The sequence below is a fragment of the Streptomyces wedmorensis genome (assembly GCF_000716445.1).
GTDB classification, from domain to species: Bacteria; Actinomycetota; Actinomycetes; order Streptomycetales; family Streptomycetaceae; genus Streptomyces; species Streptomyces wedmorensis.
The window spans coordinates 61,121-84,082 of the sequence record NZ_JNWK01000023.1 but is presented as its reverse complement, the minus strand read 5'-3'; the positions used below and the strand labels follow the sequence as shown (position 1 = coordinate 84,082).

Annotated in this window: 26 protein-coding genes; 2 read left to right on the top strand and 24 right to left on the bottom strand. The window is 71.0% G+C overall.

The window, feature by feature from the left end:
* Positions 1 to 23: 23 nt before the first annotated feature.
* From OO54_RS19645 to rpsB, 5 genes are all read right to left on the bottom strand, one after another.
* A complete protein-coding gene (locus tag OO54_RS19645; RefSeq protein ID WP_033204791.1) occupies positions 24 to 1,127 on the bottom strand; it encodes a phosphatidate cytidylyltransferase in 1,104 nt (367 codons plus the stop codon).
* Positions 1,127 to 1,684 (bottom strand): ribosome recycling factor, encoded by a 558-nt coding sequence (frr, locus tag OO54_RS19640; RefSeq protein WP_026057589.1) that lies wholly within the window; start codon positions 1,682 to 1,684, stop codon positions 1,127 to 1,129. The genes OO54_RS19645 and frr overlap by 1 nt, the downstream gene beginning before the upstream one ends.
* Positions 1,685 to 1,781: 97 nt before the next feature.
* Positions 1,782 to 2,546 carry a UMP kinase gene (gene pyrH, locus OO54_RS19635; protein ID WP_026057590.1) on the bottom strand — a complete coding sequence of 255 codons (765 nt, stop codon included), beginning with the start codon at positions 2,544 to 2,546 and terminating at the stop codon, positions 1,782 to 1,784.
* Between the two features lie 164 nt (positions 2,547 to 2,710).
* On the bottom strand, positions 2,711 to 3,547 hold the full coding sequence (gene tsf, locus OO54_RS19630) for a translation elongation factor Ts (protein WP_017235922.1): 837 nt from the start codon (positions 3,545 to 3,547) through the stop codon (positions 2,711 to 2,713).
* A 102-nt stretch (positions 3,548 to 3,649) separates the two neighbouring features.
* Positions 3,650 to 4,540: a 30S ribosomal protein S2 gene (rpsB, locus tag OO54_RS19625; RefSeq protein ID WP_033204790.1), complete on the bottom strand. Its 891-nt coding sequence runs from the start codon at positions 4,538 to 4,540 to the stop codon at positions 3,650 to 3,652.
* 254 nt (positions 4,541 to 4,794) lie between these two features.
* Between rpsB and OO54_RS19620 the strand changes: the two genes are divergently transcribed.
* On the top strand, positions 4,795 to 5,274 hold the full coding sequence (locus OO54_RS19620) for a murein hydrolase activator EnvC family protein (RefSeq protein WP_033204789.1): 480 nt from the start codon (positions 4,795 to 4,797) through the stop codon (positions 5,272 to 5,274).
* Here OO54_RS19620 and OO54_RS19615 read toward each other — a convergent pair.
* The 17 genes from OO54_RS19615 to OO54_RS19535 form a co-directional block, all read right to left on the bottom strand.
* Positions 5,255 to 5,803, bottom strand: coding sequence for a TetR/AcrR family transcriptional regulator (locus tag OO54_RS19615; RefSeq protein ID WP_033204900.1), 549 nt, complete (start codon positions 5,801 to 5,803; stop codon positions 5,255 to 5,257). The genes OO54_RS19620 and OO54_RS19615 overlap by 20 nt on opposite strands.
* Before the next feature lie 71 nt (positions 5,804 to 5,874).
* A complete protein-coding gene (gene whiG, locus OO54_RS19610) occupies positions 5,875 to 6,711 on the bottom strand; it encodes an RNA polymerase sigma factor WhiG (RefSeq protein ID WP_033204788.1) in 837 nt (278 codons plus the stop codon).
* 239 nt (positions 6,712 to 6,950) lie between these two features.
* Positions 6,951 to 8,183 carry a DNA-processing protein DprA gene (dprA, locus tag OO54_RS19605; RefSeq protein ID WP_033204787.1) on the bottom strand — a complete coding sequence of 411 codons (1,233 nt, stop codon included), beginning with the start codon at positions 8,181 to 8,183 and terminating at the stop codon, positions 6,951 to 6,953.
* Positions 8,180 to 9,793: a YifB family Mg chelatase-like AAA ATPase gene (locus OO54_RS19600; protein ID WP_033204786.1), complete on the bottom strand. Its 1,614-nt coding sequence runs from the start codon at positions 9,791 to 9,793 to the stop codon at positions 8,180 to 8,182. Before OO54_RS19600 ends, dprA begins: the two co-directional genes overlap by 4 nt.
* Positions 9,793 to 10,158, bottom strand: coding sequence for a YraN family protein (locus OO54_RS19595; protein WP_033204785.1), 366 nt, complete (start codon positions 10,156 to 10,158; stop codon positions 9,793 to 9,795). The genes OO54_RS19600 and OO54_RS19595 overlap by 1 nt, the downstream gene beginning before the upstream one ends.
* A gap of 130 nt (positions 10,159 to 10,288) precedes the next feature.
* Positions 10,289 to 10,597: a DUF2469 domain-containing protein gene (locus OO54_RS19590; RefSeq protein WP_005311352.1), complete on the bottom strand. Its 309-nt coding sequence runs from the start codon at positions 10,595 to 10,597 to the stop codon at positions 10,289 to 10,291.
* A gap of 55 nt (positions 10,598 to 10,652) precedes the next feature.
* Entirely contained in the window at positions 10,653 to 11,126 is a 474-nt protein-coding gene (locus tag OO54_RS19585; protein ID WP_033204899.1) for an NUDIX hydrolase, read from the bottom strand.
* A gap of 80 nt (positions 11,127 to 11,206) precedes the next feature.
* Entirely contained in the window at positions 11,207 to 11,971 is a 765-nt protein-coding gene (gene lepB, locus OO54_RS19580; RefSeq protein ID WP_033204897.1) for a signal peptidase I, read from the bottom strand.
* A 54-nt stretch (positions 11,972 to 12,025) separates the two neighbouring features.
* Entirely contained in the window at positions 12,026 to 12,922 is an 897-nt protein-coding gene (gene lepB, locus OO54_RS19575; protein ID WP_033204784.1) for a signal peptidase I, read from the bottom strand.
* Positions 12,891 to 13,880, bottom strand: coding sequence for a signal peptidase I (gene lepB, locus OO54_RS19570; protein ID WP_033204896.1), 990 nt, complete (start codon positions 13,878 to 13,880; stop codon positions 12,891 to 12,893). The genes lepB (OO54_RS19575) and lepB (OO54_RS19570) overlap by 32 nt, the downstream gene beginning before the upstream one ends.
* Positions 13,873 to 14,649 (bottom strand): signal peptidase I, encoded by a 777-nt coding sequence (gene lepB, locus OO54_RS19565; RefSeq protein WP_033204782.1) that lies wholly within the window; start codon positions 14,647 to 14,649, stop codon positions 13,873 to 13,875. The genes lepB (OO54_RS19570) and lepB (OO54_RS19565) overlap by 8 nt, the downstream gene beginning before the upstream one ends.
* A 69-nt stretch (positions 14,650 to 14,718) precedes the next feature.
* The gene (rplS, locus tag OO54_RS19560; RefSeq protein WP_017235933.1) at positions 14,719 to 15,069 is read right to left on the bottom strand and encodes a 50S ribosomal protein L19; all 351 of its coding nucleotides are present in this window, start codon (positions 15,067 to 15,069) and stop codon (positions 14,719 to 14,721) included.
* Positions 15,070 to 15,195: 126 nt separating this feature from the next.
* A complete protein-coding gene (gene trmD / locus OO54_RS19555; protein ID WP_033204780.1) occupies positions 15,196 to 16,017 on the bottom strand; it encodes a tRNA (guanosine(37)-N1)-methyltransferase TrmD in 822 nt (273 codons plus the stop codon).
* Positions 16,014 to 16,571, bottom strand: a complete 558-nt coding sequence (rimM, locus tag OO54_RS19550; RefSeq protein ID WP_017235935.1) for a ribosome maturation factor RimM — start codon at positions 16,569 to 16,571, stop codon at positions 16,014 to 16,016. The genes trmD and rimM overlap by 4 nt, the downstream gene beginning before the upstream one ends.
* A 119-nt stretch (positions 16,572 to 16,690) precedes the next feature.
* Positions 16,691 to 16,930 (bottom strand): RNA-binding protein, encoded by a 240-nt coding sequence (locus tag OO54_RS19545; protein WP_005311361.1) that lies wholly within the window; start codon positions 16,928 to 16,930, stop codon positions 16,691 to 16,693.
* A 2-nt stretch (positions 16,931 to 16,932) separates the two neighbouring features.
* Positions 16,933 to 17,376, bottom strand: a complete 444-nt coding sequence (gene rpsP / locus OO54_RS19540; protein WP_015036470.1) for a 30S ribosomal protein S16 — start codon at positions 17,374 to 17,376, stop codon at positions 16,933 to 16,935.
* A 154-nt stretch (positions 17,377 to 17,530) separates the two neighbouring features.
* The gene (locus tag OO54_RS19535; RefSeq protein ID WP_033204778.1) at positions 17,531 to 18,124 is read right to left on the bottom strand and encodes a hypothetical protein; all 594 of its coding nucleotides are present in this window, start codon (positions 18,122 to 18,124) and stop codon (positions 17,531 to 17,533) included.
* Between the two features lie 403 nt (positions 18,125 to 18,527).
* On the opposite strand from OO54_RS19535, the gene OO54_RS19530 reads away from it, so the two are divergent.
* The gene (locus OO54_RS19530; RefSeq protein ID WP_033204776.1) at positions 18,528 to 19,253 is read left to right on the top strand and encodes a class I SAM-dependent methyltransferase; all 726 of its coding nucleotides are present in this window, start codon (positions 18,528 to 18,530) and stop codon (positions 19,251 to 19,253) included.
* Between the two features lie 52 nt (positions 19,254 to 19,305).
* Here the strand turns inward: OO54_RS19530 and ftsH are convergent, their stop codons facing one another.
* Both ftsH and ffh read right to left on the bottom strand, forming a co-directional pair.
* On the bottom strand, positions 19,306 to 21,225 hold the full coding sequence (gene ftsH / locus OO54_RS19525) for an ATP-dependent zinc metalloprotease FtsH (RefSeq protein ID WP_033204775.1): 1,920 nt from the start codon (positions 21,223 to 21,225) through the stop codon (positions 19,306 to 19,308).
* A 133-nt stretch (positions 21,226 to 21,358) separates the two neighbouring features.
* Positions 21,359 to 22,912: a signal recognition particle protein gene (ffh, locus tag OO54_RS19520; RefSeq protein ID WP_017235939.1), complete on the bottom strand. Its 1,554-nt coding sequence runs from the start codon at positions 22,910 to 22,912 to the stop codon at positions 21,359 to 21,361.
* Positions 22,913 to 22,962 lie beyond the last annotated feature (50 nt).

Genomic DNA, 22,962 nt, shown 5'->3' with positions numbered 1-22,962 from the left:
GCCCGTCCCACGGAACGAACGGTTCAGCCGGTCCCGACGAACAGCGCCAGCAGCAGCCACACCACCGGCGCCGTCGGCAGCAGCGAGTCCAGCCGGTCCATGATGCCGCCGTGGCCCGGCAGCAGCGTGCCCATGTCCTTGATGCCGAGGTCGCGCTTGATCATCGACTCGCCCAGGTCGCCCAGGGTCGCGCTCACGGCCACCGCGAAGCCGAGGATCAGCCCCTGCCACCAGGCACCGTCGTCGATCATGAACTCCATGCACAGCGCACCCGCCGCCATCGCGAACGTCACCGCCCCGAGCAGACCCTCCCGGGTCTTCCCGGGACTGATCCGCGGAGCCAGCTTGTGCTTCCCGAAGCGCCAGCCGATCGCGTACGCCCCGGTGTCGCTGACCACGGTCAGGATCAGGAACGTCAGCACCCGCTGCGGGCCGTCGTCCGCGGTCAGCAGCAGCGCCACGAAGGTCGCCAGGAACGGCACGTAGAACGCGGCGAAGACACCCGCCGTGACGTCCTTCAGATACCCCTCGGGGGGCTCCGTCATCCGCCACACGAGGACGGCGAGCGCGGTCAGCGCCATCGCCACCCAGGCGCCCTCGGCACCCCGGACGTAGCCGGCGACGACCATCGCCGCGCCGCCGACCGCGAGGGGCACCAGCGGCGCCTTGATCTCCCTGCGCTCCTGGAGGCGGGAGGTCAGCTCCCAGAGCCCGACCACCACGGCGACCGCTATCACCCCGATGAACGCCGGCTTCCAGATGAACAGCGACGCGATGATGACGGCGCCGAGACCGACTCCGACCCCTATGGCCGCGCCCAGGTCGCGCCCCGCGCTCTTCTTCTGCCGTGGCGCCGACGGCGCGGGCGGCGGAGGCGGGGTGGGGCTGGACATGGGCTCCTGCGGGTGCTCGTGCGGCGTCTCGTCACGGAACAGGGGGCCGCTCGGGTGAGCGGCCCCCCGACCGTGACCGTCCTGGAATCCGCCGGCGGGAACGTCGGGCACGATGGGCATGGGCCGAGTCTGCGCCGCCTGATGCCGATCGTATGCGGGACCCGCCGGGACGGGCCCCTGGTCGGGTCCCCTACGGCCGGAACCGGCCGGGGCCCCCCAGGAAGAGTCGTTCATCAGACCTCGAGCAGCTCGGCTTCCTTGTGCTTGAGCAGCTCGTCCACCTGCGCCACGTACTTCGCGGTGGTGTCGTCGAGCTCCTTCTCGGCACGGCGGCCCTCGTCCTCGCCGACCTCGCCGTCCTTGACGAGCTTGTCGATGGTCTCCTTGGCCTTGCGGCGCACCGAGCGGATCGAGATCTTCGAGTCCTCGGCCTTGCCCTTGGCGACCTTGATGTACTCGCGGCGGCGCTCCTCGGTCAGCTCCGGGAACACCACACGGATGATGTTGCCGTCGTTGCTCGGGTTGACACCGAGGTCCGAGTCACGGATGGCCTGCTCGATGTTGCGCAGCGCGCTCTTGTCGAACGGGGTCACCACGGCCATCCGCGGCTCCGGCACGGAGAAGGAGGCCAGCTGGTTGATGGGGGTGATGGCACCGTAGTAGTCGGCCACGATCTTGTTGAACATCGCCGGGTGCGCACGGCCGGTGCGGATCGCGGCGAAGTCCTCCTTGGCGACCACGACGGCCTTCTCCATCTTCTCCTCGGCCTCGAGGAGGGTCTCTTCGATCACCACATGCTCCTGCGTGTCGTCGCGTTGTGTCCTGCACGGTGGGTACGACCGGCAGGGCTCTGTCCATCCCCTTGCGGGGCGGTTCCCGGTTCGGGTGTCAGGCCCGGGTGCCCTGGTCGCTCACGAGCGTGCCGATCTTCTCACCCTTCACCGCGCGAGCGATATTGCCCTCGGTGAGCAGTTCGAAGACGAGGATCGGGAGGTTGTTGTCCCGGCACAGGGTGATGGCGGTGGCGTCGGCGACCTTGAGGTCGCGGGAGAGCACCTCGCCGTACTCGAGGGCGTCGAACTTGACCGCGTCGGGGTTGGCCTTCGGGTCGGAGTCGTAGACGCCGTCCACGCCGTTCTTGCCCATCAGCAGGGCCTCGGCGTCGATCTCCAGGGCACGCTGCGCGGCGGTGGTGTCCGTGGAGAAGTACGGCATGCCCATGCCCGCACCGAAGATGACCACACGGCCCTTCTCCAGGTGGCGCACGGCACGCAGCGGAATGTACGGCTCGGCGACCTGACCCATGGTGATGGCGGTCTGGACGCGCGAGTCGATGCCCTCCTTCTCCAGGAAGTCCTGGAGGGCGAGGCAGTTCATCACGGTTCCGAGCATGCCCATGTAGTCGGAGCGTGCCCGGTCCATGCCGCGCTGCTGGAGCTCGGCGCCGCGGAAGAAGTTGCCGCCGCCGATCACCACCGCGATCTCCGCGCCGTCGCGGACGACCGCCGCGATCTCACGCGCGATGGCGTGCACGACGTTGGGGTCGACACCCAGGCCGGTGCCGCCGGAGAAGGCTTCCCCGGACAGCTTCAGCATGAAGCGGCCGACCTTTTTGCCGTTGTTGTCGTCGCCCTGTACGGCGCCCTGGTTCATGGAGATCTCCTCGTGCACATACGAAGGAGGCCATTGCCTTGGGTCCTCGCGGTATCCCGTGCGGCAATGGCCTCCTCGTCAGATCTGCGGTCGTCCTGCGCGGGCGCGGACGACTGCCTCAGACCCTACCTGGGGTCCGGCGTCCGTCGCGTTCGCGTACGGACTCAGATGCCGACCTTGATGCGGGTGAAGCGCTTCAGGGTGACACCGGCCTCGTCCAGGACCTTCTGGACGGACTTCTTGTTGTCAAGGGCGTACGGCTGGCCGAGCAGCGTCGCGTCCTTGAAGAAGCCGTTGACACGACCCTCGACGATCTTGGCGATCGCGGCCTCGGGCTTGCCCTCGGCGCGGGTGGTCTCCTCGGCGATGCGCCGCTCGGACTCGACGACCTCGGCCGGAATGTCTTCCTTGGTGAGGTACTTCGGCGCGAAGGCGGCGATGTGCTGGGCGACACCCTTGGCGACGTCGGCGTCGGCCTTGTCGAACTCGACGAGGACACCGATCTGCGGCGGGAGGTCCGGCATCGTGCGGTGCATGTACGCGAAGACGAAGCCGTCGGCGTACTGCGCGAAGCGGTCCAGGACGATCTTCTCGCCGAGGTTGGCGTTGGCCTCGTCGACGAACGCCTGCACGGTCTTGCCGGCCTCGATCTCGGAGGCGAGCAGCGCCTCCAGGTCGGCCGGGGCGGTGGCGGCGACGTGCTCGGCCAGCTGGGCGGCGACGGCCTGGAACTTGTCACCCTTGGCGACGAAGTCCGTCTCGCACTTCAGCTCGACCAGGACACCGGAGGTGTTGTCGTCGGCGATGAGGGAGACCACGGCACCGTTCTCGGCAGAGCGGCCCTCGCGCTTGGCGACGCCCTTCTGGCCCTTGATACGGAGCGCCTCGACGGCCTTGTCGACGTTGCCGTCGGCCTCGTCCAGGGCCTTCTTGCAGTCCATCATGCCGGCGCCGGTGAGCTCGCGGAGCTTCTTGACGTCAGCGGCGGTGTAGTTCGCCATGAGTCTGTTTCTCTCTCGAAGTCTGAAAGATTCGGGCGGGTCCACGGGGTGACGGCGGGGGCTTCGTGGGCCCCCGCCGTCTCACCCGAAGGTCCTGGAGGGTCAGGCCTGCTCGGCGTCCGCGGCCGGAGCCTCGGTGGCCTCGGTGGCCTCGGCAGCGGCCTCGGCGGCGGGGGCCTCGGCAGCGGGGGCCTCGACGGTCTCGTCGGCCTTCTTCTCGCCCTCGAGCAGGTCGCGCTCCCACTCGGCGAGGGGCTCGCCGGCGGCCTTCTCGCCCGGCTTCGAGTCGCCGGTCGCGGCGCCGGAGCGGGCGATGAGGCCCTCGGCGACGGCGTCGGCGATCACGCGGGTGAGCAGGGTGACGGAGCGGATCGCGTCGTCGTTGCCCGGGATCTTGTAGTCGACCTCGTCGGGGTCGCAGTTGGTGTCGAGGATCGCGACGACCGGGATGTGGAGCTTGCGCGCCTCACCGACGGCGATGTGCTCCTTCTTGGTGTCGACGATCCAGACGGCGCTCGGCACCTTCTGCATCTCGCGGATACCACCAAGGGTCTTCTCCAGCTTGGCCTTCTCGCGGGAGAGGACCAGGAGCTCCTTCTTGGTGAGGCCGGAGGCGGCCACGTCCTCGAAGTCGATCTGCTCGAGCTCCTTGAGGCGCTGCAGACGCTTGTAGACGGTGGAGAAGTTGGTGAGCATGCCACCGAGCCAACGCTGGTTGACGTACGGCATGCCGACGCGCGTCGCCTGCTCGGCGATGGCCTCCTGGGCCTGCTTCTTCGTACCCACGAACATGATGGAGCCGCCGTGCGCGACGGTCTCCTTGACGAACTCGTAGGCGCGGTCGATGTACGACAGCGACTGGAGCAGGTCGATGATGTAGATGCCGTTGCGCTCGGTGAAGATGAAGCGCTTCATCTTCGGGTTCCAGCGACGGGTCTGGTGACCGAAGTGGACGCCGCTCTCCAGCAGCTCCCGCATCGTGACGACGGCCATGGCCATCTCCTTGGTTTCTCGGTTTTGTGTTCCTGACGCCCCGGCGCGCCATGCCCACGAGGGACCGAAAGGCGCTGCCACGTCCGGTGAGGGCAGTGGCGGGGCGTGCGAAGTCGACCCGGTGACCCGGGTCGCCATAGAAAGTGTACGGGAACCCGGGAGCGACGGGTGACGGCCCTGTCCACAACCGACGAGTAGTCCACAGAAAACGTCACGGAACCGTCCGGAACGGTCAGCGGGAGAAGTCTTCCCTCATGTACCTCACCACGCTGCTCCTCGTTCTCGGGCTGCTCTGGCCGGTGGGCCCGCCGCCGCCGGAGATCCTCCGCGGCTGGCGCCCGCCGCCCGGCCCGTACGCCGCCGGACACCGGGGCGTCGACCTCGCCGCGGCGCCGGGCGCTCCGGTCCTCGCCCCCGCCGCGGGCACGATCGCCTTCGCGGGGCCGGTCGGCGGTCGCGGCGTCGTCACCCTCGCCCTGCCGCCCACGGGCGGTCCGCCGCTCCGCACCACGTTCACGCCCGTCACCCCGCTGCTCGCGGCGGGCACCCATGTCCGCGCGGGCACCCCGATCGCCCGGGTCGCCGCCGGCACCCACTGCGCCCGAACCTGCCTGCACTGGGGGCTCCTGCGCGGCGGCACGTACCTGAACCCGCTGCTCCTGACGCGTCGGGCGCCCTCGCGGCTGCTGCCGCTTTCGGGCGGGGAAGGCGGGGTCAGGCCGTGGCGCCGTTGACGCCGTGCAGGGCCATCGAGACCGCCGCCTCGGCGATCTCCTCGGGGTTCTCGGCGGCGCCGAGCTCGATGCGACGGACGGCCGCGTCGACGACGCCCTGGAGGAGCATGGCGCCGAGGCGGGGCTGCGGCTGGCCGAGCGCGGCGAGGGCCTCGACGATCATGGCGACGAGTCCGCCGTGGGCCGCTCGGATCTTCTCGCGGGCGCCGTCGTCGAGCTCGCTCGCGGAGATGGCGACGACGGCCCGGTGACGCCGGTCCCCGACCAGCTCCAGCTGCTTGCGGACATAGGCCTCGACCTTGCCGCCGGGCGTCTCGGCGCCGGCCATGGCGGCCTCGACCTCGGCGGCCCACACGGGGAAGTCGACGGCGCACAGCTCTTCGACGACGGCCGCGCGCGACCGGAAGTACTCGTACACCGACGAACGGGCGAGGCCCGTTCGCTCGGCGAGTGCGGGGAAGGTCAGCGCCTCCGTCCCGCCCTCGGACAGCAGGGATCGCGCGGCGTCCAGGAGGGCGCCGCGCTGCATCGTCCGGTGCTCGGCCACCGAGGCCGCTCGAATCCTGGGCACGGCTCCACTGTACGACCGGCCCCCGGCGGTCAGCGTCCGACGTCGGCCAGCTTGGCCCGGAGCTGCAGCACGGATTTGGTGTGGATCTGGCTGACCCGGCTCTCGGTGACACCGAGGACGTTGCCGATCTCGGCGAGGGTGAGGCCCTCGTAGTAGTAGAGCGTGACCACGGTCTTCTCCCGCTCGGGGAGCGTGTTGATGGCGCGGGCGAGCAGGCGGCGCAGCTCCCGGTCCTCGGCGACCTCGACCGGGTTGTCGGCTGCGGTGTCCTCCAGGGTCTCCATCAGGGACAGCCGGTCGCCCCCTTCGCCGCCCACGTGCAGCAGCTCCTCCAGGGCCACCACGTTCGCCAGCGACAACTGGCTGAAAACGGCGTGCAGGTCCTCCAAGGTGATGTCCATCTCCGCGGCCACCTCGCTCTCCGAGGGGGTGCGCCGGAGCTGGGCTTCGAGGGTGGCGTAGGCGCGCTCGACGTTGCGCGCCTTCTGCCGGACGGAGCGGGGGATCCAGTCCAGGGCCCGGAGCTCGTCGATCATCGCGCCGCGGATGCGGGTGATGGCGTACGTCTCGAACTTGATCGCCCGCTCGACGTCGAACTTCTCGATGGCGTCGATGAGGCCGAAGACTCCGGAGGAGACGAAGTCGGCCTGCTCCACGTTGGACGGCAGCCCCACGCTGACGCGTCCGGCAACGTACTTGACGAGCGGCGAGTAGTGGAGGATCAGCTGCTCCCGCAGCCGCTCGTCGCCCGTGTCCTTGTACGACCGCCACAGTTCGTCGAGCGACGTCGGTGCGGGCGGTCGCACGGTGCCCCGGGCCGCTGGGGGCACCGCAGCGCGGTCAGACCCGGAGGTGTGCTGGGGCATGCGTTGCCTTGAGCCGTTCTGCCGTCGGGTGTGTCGGTGTGGGTGTCCTGGTGGGAATTCTGGTGAGCGTAGCGTGAGTGAGCTGTCGCGGTGCGCGAACATCGGCGGATCGCGCCGCTCCGGGTGGACGCCGTCGGTCGCATCTTCGAACCCGGGCCGTGGCGCGTCTCGGCCCCTCGGGTGCGGCCGAGAGAACTCGATTGTTCATCGCCTCAACCCTTTCACCCGAATGCGCCAGGTCAAGCACCGCCTCGCCGCGCGTTCGACGGCCGAGTCCTCCTGTTCGTCAACTGCCAGCCCTCTCCGTGACGTTCGACGAAGCCGAGCGAGTGGAGTTCGTACAGCCTGGCGAGGGTCTCGTCGGGGGTGGTCCCGGCGCGGTGGGCGATGACGGTGGCGGGAGTGGGACCGCCGGCGGGTACGGCTTCCAGGACGTGCGCCGCGGCGGGGGCGAGGAGGTCGCGGGGCAGGACGGGGCCGCGGCGGGCGGGGGCGAGCTGCCCCATGTCTCCGACGAGTTCGATGATCTCGTCGGCGTCGGTGACGAGGGTGGCGTCGCCGCGCAGCAGTTCGTGGACGCCCGCGGAGAGGGCGCTGGTGACGGGGCCGGGTACGCCCATGGTGTGACGGCCGAGCCGCGCGGCGGCGCGGGCGGTGACGAGCGAGCCGCTGCGGTGCTGGGCCTCGACGACGACGGTGCCCCGGGTGAGGGCCGCGATGACGCGGTTGCGGAGGATGAAGCGGCCGGGGGTGGGATGGCTTTCGGGTGGCAACTCCCCGATGACGAGTCCCTGTTCCGCCACGCGGCGGATGAGCCCGTCGTGGCCGCGGGGGTAGGAGGAGTCGACGCCGCAGGCGAGGACGGCGACGGTGGCCCCGCCCGCTGCGAGTGCGCCGCGGTGGGCCGCGCCGTCGATGCCGTAGGCGGCTCCGGAGACGACGACCCAGCCGTGCCTGGCGAGGCCGGTGGCCAGCTCGGCGGCGGTGTGGGCGCCGTACGGGGTGCAGGCGCGGGCGCCGACGAGCGCGACGGAGCGCAGGGCCCAGGTGCGCAGGTCGGCCGGGCCTCTGACCCAGAGCCCGAGGGGCCGGGCGTCTCCGAGGTCGTCGAGCTGCCGGGGCCATTCGATGTCGCCGGGGATGAGGAAGCGGCCGCCGAGGCGGTGGACGGTGTCGAGGTCCCGGGCGGGCTCGGCGGCCTGGGCGCGCCGCCGCCAGCCGTCGACCCGTTTCGCGCCGGTCCCGGGGAACGGGTCGTCCCCCGGACCGTCGCCGGCGACTTCGCGCAGCGCCCCGCCGAGCACGTCGCTCGTGGGTGCGCCCGGGTGGAGGAGGCGGTCGAGGAAGCCGGCTGCGCCGTGGTGGCGGATCCACCGGCCGGCGTGCTCGTCGCCGGGTTCGACGGCCCGGGTGAGGGCGGCGCGCGCCAGTCGCTCGTCCGTGGCGGCGGGCGGGGAGGGGGTGACGGTCATGCGCGCTCCCCCGCTCCGACCGGTACGCCGCGGGCGATGCCGGTGCGCAGTTCGAGGGCGAGCGCGATGTCCTGGCCGTCGGGCCGGTCGTGCCCGGCGAGGTCGGCGATGCTCCAGGCGACGCGGAGGACCCGGTCGAGACCGCGGGCGGTGAGGAGCCCGCGCTCGATGTCGCGCTCGGCTGAGGCCAGGGCGCCCGGCGCGGCGAGATAACGCGTACGGAGCTCGTGTCCGGGGATCTCGCCGTTGACGTTCCAGGGGGTGTCCGCGAGGCGGACCGCCGCACGGGCCCGGGCCTCGCGGACCCGTGCGGCGACGTCGGCGGTCGTCTCGCCCCGGCCGCCCTGGCCGAGGAGGTCGGCGCGGGTGACGGGCTCGACCTCGACGCGCAGGTCGACGCGGTCGAGCAGGGGTCCGGAGAGGCGTGCCTGGTAACGCCGGATGAGCGCGGAGGGGCATTCGCAGCCGGCGCCCTGCAGTGTGTGCCGCCCGCAGGGGCAGGGGTTGGCGGCGAGGGCGAGGAGGAAGCGGGCGGGGAGGCGGACGACACCGGCGGCGCGGGCAATGACGACGTGCCCGGATTCGAGCGGCTGGCGGAGCGCGTCGAGGACCTTGCCGGAGAACTCGGGGGCTTCGTCGAGGAACAGCACTCCGCGGTGGGCGAGGGAGACGGCGCCGGGCCTGGGAAGGCCGTTGCCGCCGCCGACGAGGGACTGGGTGGTGGCCGAGTGGTGGGGCGCGCAGTAGGGGGCCCGGCGGACGAGGGGCTCGCCGGGCGGGAGGATGCCTGCGACGGAGTGGACGGCGGTGACCTCAAGGGACTCCTGCCGGGTGAGGGGCGGGAGGATGCCGGGCAGCCGTTCGGCCAGCATGGTCTTACCGGCGCCCGGTGGGCCGGAGAGCATGAGGTGGTGGCCGCCGGCGGCGGCGATCTCCAGGGCCCTTCGGGCCCGGTGCTGGCCGGCGACGTCGGCGAGGTCGGGCCCGTCGGCCTGGTCGGCGGCGAGTCCGGTGCCGAGGCCGGCGCCGGGGACGAGCAGTCCGGCGAGCATCGCGTCGGGCCGGCCCGGCTCGGTGGTCTCCTCGTCGGGCACGGGTTCGTCGCTGAGGACGGCGATCAGCTGGCGCAGGCTGCGGACGCCGAGGACGGAGATGCCGGGGACGAGCGCGGCCTCGCCCGCGGTGCGCTCGGGGACGACGACCTGTTTGTAGCCGGCGTCGGCGGCGGCGAGGACGGCGGGCAGGACGCCGCGGACGGGCCGGACGCGTCCGTCGAGTCCGAGTTCGCCGATGAGGACCAGGTCGGCGATGGCACGCGGGTCGATGCGCTCGGCGGCCCCCAGTACCGCCGCGGCGACGGCGAGGTCGAATCCGCTGCCGCCCTTGGGGACGGAGGCCGGGCTGAGTCCGACGGTCAGTTTCTTCTGGGGCCATTCGGCCCCGGAGTTGACGACGGCGGCGCGGACCCGGTCCCGGCTCTCGCTGAGACTCTTGTCGGGGAGGCCGACGAGGGTGAAGGCGGCGACGCCTGGTTCGAGGTCGGCCTGGACCTCGACGACGACGCCTTCGACGCCGACGAGTGCGACCGAGCAGGTGCGGGCGAAGCCCATCAGGCCACCCCCTGGGCGTGGGTGAGGACGGGGCCGCCGCGCTGGGGCAGGACGATGCCGACCAGGTCGATGCGGACGCCGCCGGCGGGGGCCGGGGTGTCGCTGCGGTCGAGCCAGCAGGCGGCGAGGCGGCGGAGCCGCTCGGCCTTGCGGGGTGTGACGGCGGCCATCGGGTGTTCGTAGGTGCCGTGGCGCCGGGTCTTGACCTCGCAGATGACGAGGGTGTCGCCGTCGCGGGCGACGATGTCGATCTCGCCGGTGCGGCCGCAGCGCCAGTTGCGGGCGAGGATCTGCATGCCGGTCGCGGTGAGCCGGCGGGTCGCCAGCTCTTCTCCGTACCGTCCGAGGGCTTGGGTCTTGTTCATGCGGTACCACCTCCGTCACCGAATGTGACGGAGTGCGGAGGACCGCGTGCGGCGCTGTGGACGGCCGGGAGGCTGTGGAGAACGGCGTCACTCGTGAGGGTGATTTCCCGTCCTCGGCCTCCTGGCGGATTCAGCTGCCGGGGAGTTCGAGGTCGCTCTTGTTGAGCTCCTCGATGTTCACGTCCTTGAAGGTGAGGACGCGGACCTGCTTGACGAACCTGGCCGGCCTGTACATGTCCCAGACCCAGGCGTCAGCCATGCTGACCTCGAAGAAGACCTCGCCCTGGACCGAGTGCACCTGCATCTCGTAGTCGTTGGTGAGATAGAAGCGACGTTCGGTCTCGATCACGTATTTGAACAGGCCGACGACGTCGCGGTACTCCCGGTAGAGCTTCAGCTCCATCTCGGTCTCGTACTTCTCGAGGTCCTCGGCGCTCATGGCATGTTCCCCTTCAGCCGTGCGTCCCCCTATTGTGCGCCAGCCGTGCGCGCCCCTAAACGATTTCCGGGGCGAGAACCAGCGGTGCACCGGGAGGTCCCTCGTCGAGCAGCGTGTGCAGCAGCTCGGCGAGCCTGGTCGGGTACACCGTCTCACGCGCCGCCGACAGTTCGGCGGAGGTCCACCATCTCAGGCCGGCCAGACTCCGGGTCTCCAGCTCCGTGAGCGCCTGCGGCCGCAGCGTGGCCTCGGTCCCTCGGGTGCGGGCGAGGTAGTACCACTCGTCCTGGTCCCAGCGGCGCCCGTCGAAGGGGAAGGAGCAGTACCGCTTCCACAGCACGGGGCCGAGGTCGACGTCGGTGATGCCGGTCTCCTCGGCGAGCTCGCGCAGCGCCGCCTGCTCACGCGTCTCCTCGCCCTCCAGGCCTCCGCCCGGGGTGAACCACCAGGTCTCCGCGGGGTCGTCCGGCTCGTAGCCGTGCATGAGGAGGATGCGGTCGTCGGGGTCGAGCAGCACGACCCGCGCCACCCGGCGCGGAGCGGCGCCCTCGGGGCCGGCGCCACCGGCCGCCGGTTCCGGGGCCGTCCCGGCTCCCGTCCCGCGTTCCGTCACGCGCCCACCTTCTCCCGCTTCCCGGACCGCGCCCCGGCCGACCGCCTGGTCAGCAGGTTCGCCACGGGACCGTACGCGGCCCCCGCGAGGATCAGTACACACCCGGCGACGATCGCCGTGAAGAGGGCCTCGAACGGTCCCGGTCGCGAGGTGCCGCCGGGGAGGTCCGCGAAGCCCGTCGGCGGCTCCAGGAGGCCGTTGGCGGGCCAGACCACCGCGTCGACCCTGCCGACCACGGTGGAGCGGGGCACGGAACCCTGTCCGGCCTCCTCGAGGTGCGTACGGGAGTCGAGCGAGGTGTGCCGGTCGTCGCCGAGGAGGAACAGGCTGCCCTGCGGGACGGTCACCGAGAACTCCTTGTCCGACGCGACCGTCCGGCCGCCCGCCCCCGGCGTCAGGTACGGCTCGACGACGGCCTTGCCGTCGACCGTGAGCCGCCCGTCCCGGTCGCAGCAGGCGACGGTGTCGCCGCCGACGCCGGCGACCCGCTTGACCATGGGCGAGTCGCCCCAGAGCGGGTCCTTGAAGACGACGACGTCGCCGCGGCGCACGTCGTCGCCGTCGATGCGCTGGGCGAGGATCTTGGAGCCGTCGTCGATGGTCGGCGTCATGGAGTCGGTGGGGACGGTGTACGGCTGGTAGATCAGCGCTCCCCCGACGAAGCCGCCGAGGAACAGCAGACAGCCGACGGCCACGGCCAGCCCCGACAGCACGCTGCCGAGGCGGCCGCGGCCGCCCTGGGTCCCTGTGTTTCCGCTCATGTGCATCCCCAGAGGTCCGACGACGGTCCGGGACGGCACCCTACCCGCGGGTTGCTACTCGGCGGTATGCCCCGAGGTGCGCTTCTTGCGGCGCCACAGCACCAGCGGCAGCGCTCCGGCCACGCTCGCCGCGCCGACGGGGGCGGCGGCCAGTGCCTGGTTGAGGGCGGGCTGGTCGAAGACGTCCGGGACGGGGAGCGTGGCCCAGCGGGTGACCGGCCAGGCGATGACGACGGCGCGGCCCACGACCTCGTCGTTGGAGACGGTGCCGCCACCCGGCAGCTGCTGGTGGAAGCGCGAGTCCAGCGAGTTCTGCCGGTTGTCGCCCATGACCCAGATCCGGTTCTCGGGGACCTTGATCGGGCCGAACGAGTCCTGGCAGGGCACGGAGCCCGGGTAGAGGTACGAGGTCTCGTCCAGCGCCACTCCGTTGAGGACGACCTTGCCGCCCTCCTTGCAGGAGACGGTGTCGCCGCCGACGGCGATGACGCGCTTGATGAGGTCCTTCTCCTCGGCGGACGGCATGAGGCCGATGAAGCTGAGGAACTTCTGCACGGCGTTCGGCTTGGGAGCCTGCTGGCCCTCGAGCCAGCCGCCCGGGTCGTGGAAGACGACGACCTCGCCGCGCTCGGGCTCGGAGCCGAACCAAGGGGTCAGCTTGTCGACGAGAACCCGGTCGCCCTTCTGGAGGGTGTTCATCATCGACTCCGAGGGAATCGAGAACGCCTGCACCAGGAAGGTCTTGATCAGAAGGGCGAGCACCAGGGCGATGCCGACGAGGAGCGGCAGCTCCTTCCAGAAGGAACGCTGCTTCTTCGGGCCCCTGCCGGGGCCGTCAGCCGCGTCGTGCGACACCTCGTCATCCGTCACGTCGTCACCCGTCACATCGCCGGTGGCCTCGTCGGCCCTCTTCTCGGGCTCATCGTGTCCGGATCGTGCGCCGACGGCCAAATCCCCCACATCCACTCCTCAATCCGTGCGAACGCCTGCCCCGGAACAGGGACAGGCCCACCACTCCCATAACGAGCAGAAGTTCCGCAGGGGTCGGGAGCCCGGGCAATCCGTTCAGATTCCGCTGGGACACACTATGCGACAGACCGGGCGTGGACTCGGAACTCGTACTGGCGTCCGGTACCGCGCTGAAGGTCTGCCGCTCCTCCAGGCGCCGCCAGTGCCCGAAGGGCCAGGCGATCACCACGGCACGCCCCACGACCTGCTCCTCGGAGACGGTTCCGTGCCCCTCCTCGTCGAGGTGGAAGCGGGAGTCGGCCGAGTCGGACCGGTGGTCGCCGAGGACGAAGATGCGGCCTTCCGGCACCTTCACCTCGAAGGGGATCTCGGACGGCTGGTTGCCGGGATGCAGGTACGGCTCGTCCAGCGGTACGCCGTTGACGGTGATCCGCCCGTCCTTGTCGCAGCAGCGGACGGTGTCGCCGCCGACGGCGATCACCCGCTTGATGAGGTCCCGGTCGTCGGCCGAGGGCAGCAGCCCGATGAAGGTCAGTGCCTGCTTGGCCTGCTTGATCCCGATCGGGTCGTCGGCGGGCGGCGTGGTGTCCTGCTGGAGCCAGTTGCCGGGGTCCTTGAAGACGACGACGTCGCCGCGCTGCGGGCGGGAGCCGAACCACGGGGTGAGCTTGTCGACCAGGACCCGGTCGTCGATCCGGATCGTCTGCTCCATGGAGCCGGAGGGGATGACGAACGCCTGGACCAGGAAGGTCTTGAGGACGAGGGCGATGAGGACGGCCACCGTGATCAGGACCGGGATCTCGCGGATCGCGGAGCGCTGCCGGCGCCGCTTGACCTTGCGGGCGAGCCTGCGCCGCTCGGCGCGTCCGGGCAGGGCCGGGCCCTGGCCGGAGTCCCCGCCGTGGGCGGCGCCGCCGGGCGGACGGCCGCGGCTACCCATGGGCCCCCGCCCCGTGTCCGCCGGCCGGCGGCGCCGGCACGGCGTCGAAGGCCTCCGTGGCGGGCAGGGCGGACCAGCGGCCGAAGGGCCAGGCGATCCAGCCGGCGCGTCCGACGACCTTGTCGACGGGGACCATCCCGCCGCCTGGGCTGCCCAGGTGGTCGCGGGAGTCGCTGGACTGGCTGCGGTGGTCGCCCATCACCCAGAGCCTGCCCGGGGGGACGACGATGTCGAAGGCCACGCTCGACGGCTGGTCGCCGGGCATCAGGTATCGCTCCTGGACGGAGACGCCGTTGACGGTGAGCCGGCCGTCCTTGTCGCAGCAGACGACCCGGTCGCCGCCGGTGCCGACGACCCGCTTCACGAAGTCGGTCTCGGCGGGCTCGGCGAGCCCGAGGGCGGCCCCGGCGCCGCGCAGGAGTCCGGTGACCGGATCGCCCTCCGGTTCCTCCCGCACGAAGGAGCCGGTGCCGTCGAAGACGACGACGTCGCCCCGGCGCGGCTCACTGCCGAAACGGTACGCCAGCTTGTTGACCAGGATCCTGTCGCCGACCCGGAGCGTCGGTTCCATGGAACCGCTGGGGATCAGGAAGGGCTGCATCACGAAGTGGCTCAGGAGGAGCAGGAAGGCCATGCAGGCGGCGCCCACGAGGACCGTCCGGCGCCACGAGGGCGCGGTCCCGGAATCCTCGGAAACGCGCGCGGAGCGCGACCCCTCCTCCGTGTCGGAGGAGGGGTCGCGCTCCGTGTGCTGTGCTTCGGTGTCCATCGCTGGCAGAGCCTATCCGGCGAGCCTGTGCGAGGACTCGGAAGCTTCGAGCGTGCCGGGAGCCGAAGCTCAGCGGTCGCGCTTCTCCTTGATCTTGGCAGCCTTGCCGCGCAGCTCACGCAGGTAGTAGAGCTTGGCGCGACGGACGTCACCGCGGGTCACGAGCTCGATCTTCTCGAAGATCGGGCTGTTCACCGGGAAGGTGCGCTCGACGCCGACGGAGAACGAGACCTTGCGGACCGTGAAGGTCTCGCTGACGCCCGAGCCCTGGCGGCGAATGACGACACCCTTGAACTGCTGGATGCGGGAGCGGCTGCCTTCGATGACGCGCACGTGGACGTTCACGGTGTCGCCGGGGCGGAAGGCGGGGAGGTCGGAGCGGAGCGCGGCCGCGTTGACCTGGTCGAGCAGGGAGGCCATGGAGGTCTCTTTCCTCACTGATGCCACAGGTCATCAGCGGTACGTTGGGATGATCGGGATGCCGTACGTCTCTGGCGGCGTCGTTCCCCCTGTGGCAGGGGCGCACGCCGGACGGACGACAGCGGCCTATTCTTCCACGTCTTCGAGCTTGCGCCAAAATCGGCCGCCGGGCTCGGGCGCCCACCCCATCATCGAGAGGATCTCGCGGTCCTTCTTGTCGAAGGCCGCCGGATCGCAGCGCTCGATGAGGTCGGGCCGGTGGGCGGCGGTGCGGCGGAAGGCCTCGTCGCGCCGCCAGCGGGCGATCTTGCCGTGGTGCCCGCTGAGGAGGACGTCGGGGATGCCCCGGCCGCGCCACTCGGGGGGCTTGGTATAGACGGGGCCCTCCAGGAGGTTGGCCATCGCCCCGGGCGCGAAGGAGTCGTCGCGGTGGGACTCGGCGTTGCCGAGGACACCGGGCAGCAGGCGGGCGACGGCCTCGGTGACGACGAGGACGGCGGCCTCTCCGCCGGCGAGCACGTAGTCGCCGATGGAGACCTCGTAGACCGGCATCCGGGTCGCGTACTCGTCCATGACGCGGCGGTCGATGCCCTCGTAGCGGGCCGGAGTGAAGATCAGCCAGGGCCGCTCGGAGAGCTCGACGGCGAGCTCCTGGGTGAAGGGGCGGCCGCTGGGGGTCGGGACGACGAGGACCGGGCCGTGGGCGCCGCCCTCGTAGCCGTCGGCGAGCGTCTGGTCGAGCGCGTCGCCCCAGGGGTCGGTCTTCATGACCATGCCGGGGCCGCCGCCGTACGGGGTGTCGTCGACCGTGTTGTGCCGGTCGTACGTCCAGTCCCGCAGGTCGTGGACGTGGACGTCGAGCTGTCCGCGCGCGCGTGCCTTGCCGACGAGGGAGACGTTCAGCGGTTCGAGGTACTCGGGGAAGATCGTGACGACGTCGAGCCTCATGCGTCGTCACCCTGCTCGGCGTCGCGGGAGGAGACGATCTCGGCGCGGTCGTCGATGAGGCCGGGCGGCGGGTCGATCACGGCCCGCTGCTCCTCCAGGTCGATCTCGGTGACGATCTCGGAGACGAAGGGGATCATCAGCTCGGTGCCGTCGGGCCGCTCGACGATGAAGAGGTCCTGGGACGGCAGGTGGGAGATCTCGGTGATCCGGCCGATCTCGGTGCCGTCGGCGAGGACGACGTCGAGGTCCATGAGTTGGTGGTCGTAGTACTCGTCCTCCTCCTCCGGCAGTTCCTCGGGGTCGATCTCGGCGATGAGGAGGGTGTTGCGCAGGGCCTCGGCGGCGTTGCGGTCGCGGACGCCCTCGAAGCGCAGCAACAGCTTGCCGCTGTGGACCTTGCCGGACTCGATGGTCAGCGGCCCGGCGGAGGCCGGGTCGGTCAGCAGTACGGCTCCGGGGCCGAGCCTGAGCTCGGGCTCGTCCGTCCGCACCTCGACGGTGACCTCGCCCTTGATCCCGTGGGCGCGGCCGATCCGCGCGACTACCAGCTGCACTGCTCCACACTCTCCTGTCACACAGCTCGTACGACGAAAAACGACAACGGGCCGGGGTGGGCTCGTAAGCCCTCCCCGGCCCGTGCCGGCACATCATTCAACCGATGTGGCCGACTTGTTCAGCGGACCTGGTCCACGTCGACGAGGTCGACACGGATTCCACGGCCGCCGATGGCGCCCACGACGGTACGCAGCGCACGCGCGGTGCGGCCGTTGCGGCCGATCACCTTGCCGAGGTCGTCGGGGTGCACCCGGACCTCAAGCACGCGGCCACGACGCAGGTTGCGCGAGGCGACCTGCACATCGTCGGGGTTGTCGACGATGCCTTTCACGAGGTGCTCGAGAGCCTCCTCGAGCATGATCAGGCCTCGGTCGACTCGGTCGACGCGGCCTCGGCCTCGTCAGCCTTCTTGTCGGCCTTCTTGGCCTTCGGGGTGATGGCCTCACCCTTGTCGTCGCCGCCCTCGAGGGTCTTCGCGAACTCGTCGAACGAGGCGCGCTTCGCCTCCTTGGTGGCGGGGACGAGCAGCGCCTTCTCGGGGGCCGGGAGGCCCTTGTGCTTCTGCCAGTCGCCCGTGAGCTTCAGGATGGCGAGGACGGGCTCGGTCGGCTGGGCGCCGACGGACAGCCAGTACTGCGCACGCTCGGAGTCGACCTCGATACGCGACGGGTTGTACGTCGGGTGGTAGAGGCCGATCTCCTCGATCGCGCGACCGTCGCGGCGGGTGCGCGAGTCGGCGACGACGATGCGGTAGTGCGGCTGGCGGATCTTACCGAGGCGCTTGAGCTTGATCTTGACTGCCACTGGAGTGGTGTCTCCTGGTCTTGACGTGGTTGGGCACTTGAGATGCCACGTGGGGTTGCGGTACTCGGATGCCCGATGGACGCGTCAGCCGGAGGAGAGAGGGGTCCTGTGCGACTGTCGAGTACAGCTAGCCATTGTGCCACACGCCGCCGGGTCAGGTGGCGGCGCCCACGGTCTCCGGGATCCGGAAGGGCTTGCCGCAGCCGCCGCAGACGATGGGGGCCTGGGCCAGCACGGACGGCACCACGCGCACGTTCCGCCCGCAGTCGCAGACGGCCTTGACGCGGACGCCTCCGCCCGAGGAGCCGTGCCGGGCGGCCGGTCCGCGGAAGGAGCGCTTGGTGTCGGCGGCCGTGGCGACCGTGTGGGCCTTCAGCGCCCGCTGGAGCCGCTCGATGGTGGGGCGGTAGCGGCGCCTCGCCTCCGGGTTGAGCGTGACCAGGGAGAAACCGCTGCTCGCGTGGGGTTCCTCGGGGTGGTCGAGACCCATCTCCTCGGCGATCGCGAGGAATCTGCGGTTGTGATAGCGGCCGGCGCGGGAGGTGTCGCGGACCCCCCGGGCGGCGGCGATGCCGTGGACTGCCTCGTGGAGCAGTCGTTCGAAGGAGAGTTCGGCGCCACAGGCGGACGAGGACTCTCCGATCAGGGACTCGGGCGCGGCAAGATCCGGCAGCTCGGGGTGGTGCCGCTGAATGTCGGCCCACGCCTGTGCCAGCTCTGCGGCGAGAACAGGTGGTGTCGTGCTCACGTCGCGTACAACGAGCCGAAGTGCCCCCGGGTTCCATTCCGGGGCATCCCAAATATTTTGCACGTACCCGTCAGTTGCCGTTGATGCGTCCTGACGAGGGCCAGTGCGCCGATCTGCGGAGAAGCCACGCAGGGGGCGTCAAGCTGGTGCGTAGTAGCGCATACGCGCCGGCGCGTAGCCGCGCTACGCGCGCCCCCCGGAAGGGGCTCCTCGAAACCGGGCCGATGCCGGGGACGGGTCACACCCGGAAGTGTTGCAGGGACATTACCGGGTCCGGTCACGGGACCCGGCACCGCCCCTCCCCCGGACGAATCGGTCCGGCGCGAGCACTGGACGCCGCCCGGGATGCGCAGTTCCCTGACTACGGGGGGCTGTCGTCCAGGAACGGATTGGGGCTCTTTCCATGACACCTACGCTCGTCCCGCACCACCCCGCGCGCGACTGGGCCGAGATCCAGGAACGCATGCTCGTCCCCCTCTACGAGGCGGTGTACGAGCGCCTCGGCGTGGGAGCCGGCTCCCGGGTGCTCGGCCTCGGCTGCGGCTCAGGCCTGGCGCTGCTCATGGCGGCGGCGAGGGGCGCGCGGGTGGCCGGCGTGGACCGGGACCACGCGCGCGTGGAGCTCGCCAGGGAGCGGCTGCCGGAGGGCGTCGCGGTCACGGAGGGGGTGCCCGAGGACCTCCCGTACGACGTGTTCACGGCCTTCCACGCGACGGACCGGATCCTGCCGGAACTCACCGCCCTCACCCGTTCGGCGCAACCGGGCTCGACCGTCGTCCTCGGCGGCTGGGGCCCCGCGGAGCGGTGCGCCACAGAACCGGTGCTGCGGGTCGCGGCCCGGCTCGCCGACCGCCGGCCGGGGTTCAGGACGGATCTGGACGGCCTGGTGGCCGCCTCGGGACTGCGGTCGGCGAGCTCCGGCCGCGTGGCCTGCCCCTTCGGCTACGCGAGCGAGGGCAGCGCGGTGCGCGGGCTGCTCTCGACGGGCGCCTTCGACGAGGCCGTGCGGGCCACCGACCTCTCCCAGGTCGAGAAGGAGATCGCCGAGGCACTGGCGCCGTACGTCCGCGCGGACGGCACGGTCTGGATGCCGAACGTCTTCCGCTACGTCGTCGCCCGCGTGCGGTAGGGGGTGTCCCGCCGGTCAGACCCGGCCGGGCCCTCCCCCAGCGCGCCCCCGCTCAGGACTCCTTGTCCAGTCGCGTGATGCCCGCCGCGCGGTAGGCCGCGGCCTCCTCCAGGGTCTCGTTCGCGAGGAGGGCCTCGGCCAGGGCGTCCAGCTGGGAGCGGTGCTCGCGGAGCTGGCGCAGGGCGCTCTCGTAGCACTCGTCGACGATGCGGCGCATCTCCTCGTCGACGGTGTCGAGGGTCGCGGGGGCCGCCGACAGGCCGTACGCCTGCTGGGCGTCGCCCGGGATGGCGGTGAGGCGGCCGACGCGCTCGCTCATGCCCCAGCGGCCCACCATGCCCCGGGCGATGCTGGTGATCTGTTCGAGGTCGCTCTCGGCACCGGTGGTGATGACGCCGAACACGACCTGTTCGGCGGCCATGCCGCCGAGGGCCCCGATGATCCGGCCGCGGAGGTAGTCCTCGGTGTAGGCGTACTTGTCGGAGTCGGGGGTCGACAGCGTGACGCCGAGGGCCCGGCCGCGCGGCACGATGGTGATCTTGCGGACGGGGTCGGCGCCGGGCTGGAGCATGCCGAGCAGGGCGTGGCCGCTCTCGTGGTACGCGGTACGGCGCCGCTCCTCCACCGGCATCACCAGCGGTCGTTCCGCGCCGAGCTGCACCTTCTCCAGGGCGTCGGAGAGGTCGGACTGGGTGACCGCCTTCTGCTCGCGCTTGACCGCGAGGAGGGCGGCCTCGTTGGCGAGGTTGGCGAGCTCGGCGCCGGTCATGCCCGGGGTCGTCCGGGCGACGTGCTCCAGGTCGACGTCCTGGGCGAGCGGGATCTCGCGGGTGTGGATCTTGAGGATGGCCTCGCGGCCGCCCCGGTCCGGCGGGTTGACGTGGACGATGCGGTCGAAGCGGCCCGGCCGGGTGAGGGCGGGGTCGAGCACGTCGGCGCGGTTGGTGGCGGCGAGCACGATCACGCCCTCGGAGCCGGTGAAGCCGTCCATCTCGGTGAGGATCTGGTTGAGGGTCTGCTCGCGCTCGTCGTGCCCGCCCATCCCGGAACCGCCGCCGCGGGCCCGGCCGATGGTGTCGATCTCGTCGATGAAGATGATCGCGGGCGCGACCTTGCGGGCCTCGGCGAACAGCTCGCGGACCCGGGAGGCGCCGACGCCCACGATCATCTCGATGAACTCGGAGGCGGAGGCCGAGAAGAACGGCACCCCGGCCTCGCCGGCGACCGCCCGCGCCAGCAGGGTCTTGCCGGTGCCGGGAGGACCCGCGAGGAGCACACCGCGGGGCATCTTGGCGCCCATCTCGCGGTAGGCCTGCGGGTTCTTGAGGAAGTCGACGACGTCGTTGAGCTCGCCCTCGACCTCGTCGATGCCGGCGACGTCGGCGAACGTCGTGCGCTTGCCGCCCTCCAGCTCCACCGGCTTGGGCGGGGTCTTGCGGCCGAGCATGCCCCCGGCGCCGCCCATGCCGGCGCTCATCCGCCGGGCGATGAACACCCACAGCACGATGAGCAGCAGCATCGGGGCGAGCGAGATGAGCAGGTTGGCGAGGAAGCTGCGCTCCTTGACGACCGGCTCGGCGGTGACGACCACGTTCTGCTTGGTCAGCTGGGCCCACAGATCGTCGTCGGCGAACGCCGGCCGCTGGGTGGTGAACTTGGTGTAGTCGCCTTCGCCGTCGGGGACGGGCTGCTTGTTCTTCAGCTGCCCCTGGATCGCGTCGCCCTTGGAGTAGATCTTCGTGACGTTCCCGGCGGCGACCTGCTTGTCGAACTCGGTGTACGAGATCGTCGGCCCGTCGCCGTCGTTGAAGAACGACAGGACGATGTTGGCGATCAGGTACACGACGAGTGCGGTGAGGATGAGGCTGCCCCAGCGCCCCGGCATGCGCTTCTTCGGCGGCGGGGGTGGCGGGGCCCCCTCCGAGCGCCAGGGCTGATCGGTCCGATCGCGCGGGGGTACGGGGTTGGCCACGTGGCTCTCCTCGGGGCGGCAGTGGCCCCAGTATCGAAGAGCGGGACGAACCCGGCATCGCGGGCGGTCCGGAGGGATGAAAAGGGGCCCGGGGCGGTTTCGCGCCGCCCCGGGCCCCTCCTCGTACGAGCCGTCAGCTCATGAACTTCTTGAACTCGTCCGGGAGCTCGAAGTCCTTCGGAGTCTGCCCGGCGGCCGGGAGACCGAAGGCGCCGCCCGCCTGCGCCTGCTCACGACGCTCGGCGGCGGCCTGCTCCTCGGCCTTCCGCTTCATCGGGTTGCCGCTCTTGCGCTTGCCCTTGGCCTGCTTGACCTGCTTCTTCTGCCGGCCGGGACCGCCGCCCATGCCCGGGATGCCCGGCATTCCCGGCATGCCGCCGCCCTGCGCCATGCGGGACATCATCTTGCGGGCCTCGAAGAACCGCTCGACCAGGCCCTTGACCGCGCTGACCTCGGCGCCCGAACCCTTGGCGATACGGGCCCGGCGGGAGCCGTTGATGATCGTCGGGTCCTGACGCTCGGCCGGGGTCATCGACTTGATGATGGCGGCCATGCGGTCGACGTCCCGCTCGTCGATGTTGGCGATCTGCTCCTTCATCTGACCCATGCCGGGGAGCATGCCGAGGAGCTTCGAGATGGAGCCCATGCGACGGACCTGGTCCATCTGCGCCAGGAAGTCGTCGAGGGTGAACTCCTGGCCCTTCTTCGACGCGAGCTTCGAGGCCATCTTGGCGGCCTCTTCCTCGTCGAAGGTCTGCTGGGCCTTCTCGATGAGGGAGAGCATGTCGCCCATGCCGAGGATGCGGGACGCCATGCGGTCCGGGTGGAACGCGTCGAAGTCGTCCAGCTTCTCGCCGTTGGAGGCGAACATGATCTGCTTGCCGGTGACGTGCGCGATGGAGAGCGCGGCACCACCGCGGGCGTCGCCGTCGAGCTTCGAGAGCACGACGCCGTCGAAGCCGACGCCGTCGCGGAAGGCCTCGGCCGTGTTGACCGCGTCCTGACCGATCATCGCGTCGACGACGAAGAGGACCTCGTCGGGGCTGACGGCGTCGCGGATGTCCGCGGCCTGCTGCATCAGCTCCTGGTCGATGCCGAGGCGGCCGGCGGTGTCGACGATCACGACGTCGTACATCTTGGTCCGCGCGAACTCGATCGAGTCCTTCGCGACCTGGACCGGGTCACCGACGCCGTTGCCCGGCTGCGGCCCGTAGAAGGCCACGCCCGCGCGGTCGGCGACGACGGACAGCTGCGTCACGGCGTTCGGCCGCTGGAGGTCGCAGGCGACGAGCAGCGGCGAGTGGCCCTGGCCCTTCAGCCACAGACCGAGCTTTCCGGCGAGGGTGGTCTTACCGGCACCCTGGAGACCGGCGAGCATGATCACGGTGGGCGCGGTCTTGGCGAACCGCAGCCGGCGGGTCTCGCCGCCGAGGATGCCGATGAGCTCCTCGTTGACGATCTTGATGACCTGCTGCGCCGGGTTGAGGGCCTGGGAGACCTCGACGCCGGTGGCGCGCTCCTTGACCTGCTTGATGAAGGACCGGACGACCGGCAGGGCGACGTCCGCTTCGAGCAGTGCGATGCGGATCTCACGGGCGGTGGCGTCGATGTCCGCCTCGGACAGACGGCCCTTGCCACGGAGGTTCTTGAAGGTCGCTGCAAGGCGGTCGGAGAGGGTATCGAACACGGCGGTCGCGGATCCTCGGTGTCGGGGGCGGTCGGATTGCCCTCCAGGGT

What these genes read in the sequence shown, in the direction of transcription:
- OO54_RS19645 (WP_033204791.1), bottom strand. Translation starts at nt 1,127, where the DNA reads ATGAACGACTCTTCCTGGGGGGCCCCGGCCGGTTCCGGCCGTAGGGGA.
- pyrH (WP_026057590.1), bottom strand. Translation starts at nt 2,546, where the DNA reads ATGAACCAGGGCGCCGTACAGGGCGACGACAACAACGGCAAAAAGGTC.
- tsf (WP_017235922.1), bottom strand. Translation starts at nt 3,547, where the DNA reads ATGGCGAACTACACCGCCGCTGACGTCAAGAAGCTCCGCGAGCTCACC.
- rpsB (WP_033204790.1), bottom strand. Translation starts at nt 4,540, where the DNA reads ATGGCCGTCGTCACGATGCGGGAGCTGCTGGAGAGCGGCGTCCACTTC.
- OO54_RS19620 (WP_033204789.1), top strand. Translation starts at nt 4,795, where the DNA reads ATGTACCTCACCACGCTGCTCCTCGTTCTCGGGCTGCTCTGGCCGGTG.
- OO54_RS19615 (WP_033204900.1), bottom strand. Translation starts at nt 5,803, where the DNA reads ATGCAGCGCGGCGCCCTCCTGGACGCCGCGCGATCCCTGCTGTCCGAG.
- whiG (WP_033204788.1), bottom strand. Translation starts at nt 6,711, where the DNA reads ATGCCCCAGCACACCTCCGGGTCTGACCGCGCTGCGGTGCCCCCAGCG.
- dprA (WP_033204787.1), bottom strand. Translation starts at nt 8,183, where the DNA reads ATGACCGTCACCCCCTCCCCGCCCGCCGCCACGGACGAGCGACTGGCG.
- OO54_RS19600 (WP_033204786.1), bottom strand. Translation starts at nt 9,793, where the DNA reads ATGGGCTTCGCCCGCACCTGCTCGGTCGCACTCGTCGGCGTCGAAGGC.
- OO54_RS19595 (WP_033204785.1), bottom strand. Translation starts at nt 10,158, where the DNA reads ATGAACAAGACCCAAGCCCTCGGACGGTACGGAGAAGAGCTGGCGACC.
- OO54_RS19590 (WP_005311352.1), bottom strand. Translation starts at nt 10,597, where the DNA reads ATGAGCGCCGAGGACCTCGAGAAGTACGAGACCGAGATGGAGCTGAAG.
- lepB (WP_033204897.1), bottom strand. Translation starts at nt 11,971, where the DNA reads ATGAGCGGAAACACAGGGACCCAGGGCGGCCGCGGCCGCCTCGGCAGC.
- lepB (WP_033204896.1), bottom strand. Translation starts at nt 13,880, where the DNA reads ATGGGTAGCCGCGGCCGTCCGCCCGGCGGCGCCGCCCACGGCGGGGAC.
- lepB (WP_033204782.1), bottom strand. Translation starts at nt 14,649, where the DNA reads ATGGACACCGAAGCACAGCACACGGAGCGCGACCCCTCCTCCGACACG.
- rplS (WP_017235933.1), bottom strand. Translation starts at nt 15,069, where the DNA reads ATGGCCTCCCTGCTCGACCAGGTCAACGCGGCCGCGCTCCGCTCCGAC.
- trmD (WP_033204780.1), bottom strand. Translation starts at nt 16,017, where the DNA reads ATGAGGCTCGACGTCGTCACGATCTTCCCCGAGTACCTCGAACCGCTG.
- OO54_RS19545 (WP_005311361.1), bottom strand. Translation starts at nt 16,930, where the DNA reads ATGCTCGAGGAGGCTCTCGAGCACCTCGTGAAAGGCATCGTCGACAAC.
- OO54_RS19530 (WP_033204776.1), top strand. Translation starts at nt 18,528, where the DNA reads ATGACACCTACGCTCGTCCCGCACCACCCCGCGCGCGACTGGGCCGAG.